Raw genomic sequence first — 2355 nt, 5'->3', positions numbered from 1 at the left:
GGCGCGCGGCCCGGCTCGCCCGGCGGCCCGGCGCTGGACGGGCAGGGGCGGCTGCGCGGCCGGGTCACGGCGCTGCCGCCGCCGGGCGCCGCGCCGCTGCTGGCGGCGCTCTCCGGCGTGGACCTGGACGGGCTGGCGCGCGGCGAGCGGGAGGTCTTTCTGCTCGGCATCGACGAGGCCCTGGCCGAGGCCGCGCGTATCGCTCCCCGCTGACGAGTTGCCGTGGTCCAAGATCGGGGCCCCTCTGCGCGCGGCCGCATCCTGGATGTCTCCCCCCCGCATCGCGGAGGAACTCGACATGGTCGCGGACGGCACCGCGACGGTACGGCTGCGCCCGGTCGGGCAATTGCCGAGCCGGGCGCAGGATGGGCGGAGCGGAACGCGTCAGCGAACCTGCCAGGGCGCGTTGAGGCCGGGGAGATTCGGCTTCAGGTCCCAGGGCGCGCGGGCGGCTTCCTCCAGCGCATCGGCGCGGCTGATGCCGATATCCTGCAGCATGCGGTCGTCCATCTCGGCCAGGCGACGGCGGCTCTCGATGGCGTGCATGGCGGCGGCCAACCAGGCGAGCCAGCCTGCCGAGACCCGCGGGCGGCGCCGCAGGACGGGGCGGGTGAGCACATGGCCGGACATCGGTGGGGTTCCTTTCCTCGATGGAGACCAGGACCATCACCCCGTGGCAGGCATCAGTAAAACGAATTGTCTTGACGTTGTACATCAGATGTCTTGATGCTCTGCGCATGCTCTTCCTGCCGCCCGGCCTCGACCCCGATCTGCTCCGCGCCTTCGTGCTGATCGCCGAGGGCGGGTCCTTCACCCGCGCGGCGGAGCGCGTGGGGCGGACGCAGTCGGCCGTTTCCATGCAGATCCGCCGGCTGGAGGAAACGCTCGGCCAGCCGCTGCTTGTGCGCACGCCGAAGGGCGTGCAGCCGACGCCGCAGGGGATGTGGCTGCTGGACCGCGCGCGGGCGATGCTGGCGCTGAACGACGAGATCGTCGGCAATTTCCGCGCGCCGCCCATGGTCGGCACGGTCCGGCTCGGCACGCCGGACGACTATGCGCTGAACTGGCTGCCCGCGATCCTGGCGCGCTTCGCGGAGGCCCATCCGGCCGTCGAGCTCGAGGTCGTGTGCCTGAACTCCGACGTGCTGGCGCAGCACTTCCTGGAAGGGCGGCTGGACCTCACCCTGCTGAGCGAGGGGCAGGAGCCGCGGCATGTGCCGGCGCAGCGCATCTGGCGCGGCCCGCTGCGCTGGGTGGGCAGCCCGACCCATGGGCTGCATCGGCGCGACCCGCTGCCGCTCGCGCTCTCCCGCCCCGACAATTTCTGCACCTGGCGCAGCGCGGCGTTGAGCGCGCTGCGCATGCAGGGCAGGGCGGCGCGGGTGACCTACAACTCGGCGACCCAGACGGGGTGCTTCACCGTGGCGCTGGCCGGGCTCGCGCTGACCGTCAGCACGCCCTGCACCCTGCCCGAGGGCCTGGCCTGGATGGGCGAGGCGGAAGGCCTGCCGCCGCTGCCGGAGATGGGCATCGTGCTGCTGCGGCACGAGGCCTCGCTCGGCGTCCCGGCGGCCGATGCGCTGGCGGCCCATGTCGCGGACGGCTTCCGGCGGGCGGCCGGGCCGGGTGTCGCGATCGCGGCCTGAACCGGGCTCCTAGAGCACGTTCCGATCGACTGGAATCAGTCGATCGGAAGGTCGTGCTCTAGAAACAGTGATTCTAGAGCAGCTTATGTCCGTTCGGCGGAACCGCGGAGCGGTTCCACACGAACGGGCGCTGCGCTAGACGGGCCGGCCGCCTCAACTGGCCGGCGCCGCGCCCCGCCAGCCGCGAAGCGGGCCGATATCCACATGGACGAAGCCCTCATAGGTGCCGACGCCCATGAACAGGTTGTGGCGGGACACCTCGGTGGCCACGGCCGCCACCTGCGTCGCCGGCACGCCGGGGATCTGGATGTCCGCCGCCTGGCCCTCCAGGTGCCGGCTGTTGCGCGCCGCGCCTTCCAGCGAGGAATTGGTCCGCGGGGTGCGGTAGCCCGAGAGCAGGATCAGCGGCCGGTGGAAGCCCCAGCGCGCCTGGATCTGGCCGAGCTTGTCCAGCAGCAGCACGGGCATCGGGCCGGTGGCGTTCTGCCGCAGGTCGCGGAACAGGCGCTGCAGCCGCGCCACCGCCTGCCAGTCCACCTGGCCATCGGCCCGGATATAGGCCGTCCTGACCTCCTCACCCGCCTGGTTGCGGATCCAGATGGCGCGGGTGCGGTCGCCGGGGCGCTGCATCGCGGCCGCGGGCCGCGCGGGCGACCCCAGACAGGCGAGGCCGGGCGCCCGCACGCCGCGGGGGGGGGATGATTCCAGA

General features: G+C 72.9%; 4 protein-coding genes. 2 read left to right on the top strand and 2 right to left on the bottom strand.

The window, feature by feature from the left end:
* Window positions 1-213 (top strand): hypothetical protein (locus AC1MIR_RS13775; protein ID WP_480028766.1); only part of this gene is annotated, 213 nt, incomplete at its 5' end.
* Window positions 214-384: 171 nt separating this feature from the next.
* Here the strand turns inward: AC1MIR_RS13775 and AC1MIR_RS13770 are convergent.
* The gene (locus AC1MIR_RS13770; RefSeq protein ID WP_480028765.1) at window positions 385-630 is read right to left on the bottom strand and encodes a DUF1127 domain-containing protein; all 246 of its coding nucleotides are present in this window, start codon (window positions 628-630) and stop codon (window positions 385-387) included.
* A gap of 107 nt (window positions 631-737) precedes the next feature.
* Between AC1MIR_RS13770 and AC1MIR_RS13765 the strand changes: the two genes are divergently transcribed.
* Window positions 738-1646, top strand: a complete 909-nt coding sequence (locus tag AC1MIR_RS13765) for a LysR family transcriptional regulator (RefSeq protein WP_480028764.1) — start codon at window positions 738-740, stop codon at window positions 1644-1646.
* A gap of 153 nt (window positions 1647-1799) precedes the next feature.
* Here the strand turns inward: AC1MIR_RS13765 and AC1MIR_RS13760 are convergent.
* On the bottom strand, window positions 1800-2355 hold a 556-nt coding region (locus AC1MIR_RS13760), incomplete at its 5' end, for a YcbK family protein (RefSeq protein WP_480028763.1).

Source organism: Falsiroseomonas sp. RANM36, assembly GCF_056682175.1.
Note: the sequence above shows the minus strand (reverse complement) of the source record. Positions and strands in the feature narration are given on the sequence as shown.

Coding starts and splice junctions, on each gene's coding strand:
- AC1MIR_RS13770 (WP_480028765.1), bottom strand. CDS start 630: ATGTCCGGCCATGTGCTCACCCGCCCCGTCCTGCGGCGCCGCCCGCGG.
- AC1MIR_RS13765 (WP_480028764.1), top strand. CDS start 738: ATGCTCTTCCTGCCGCCCGGCCTCGACCCCGATCTGCTCCGCGCCTTC.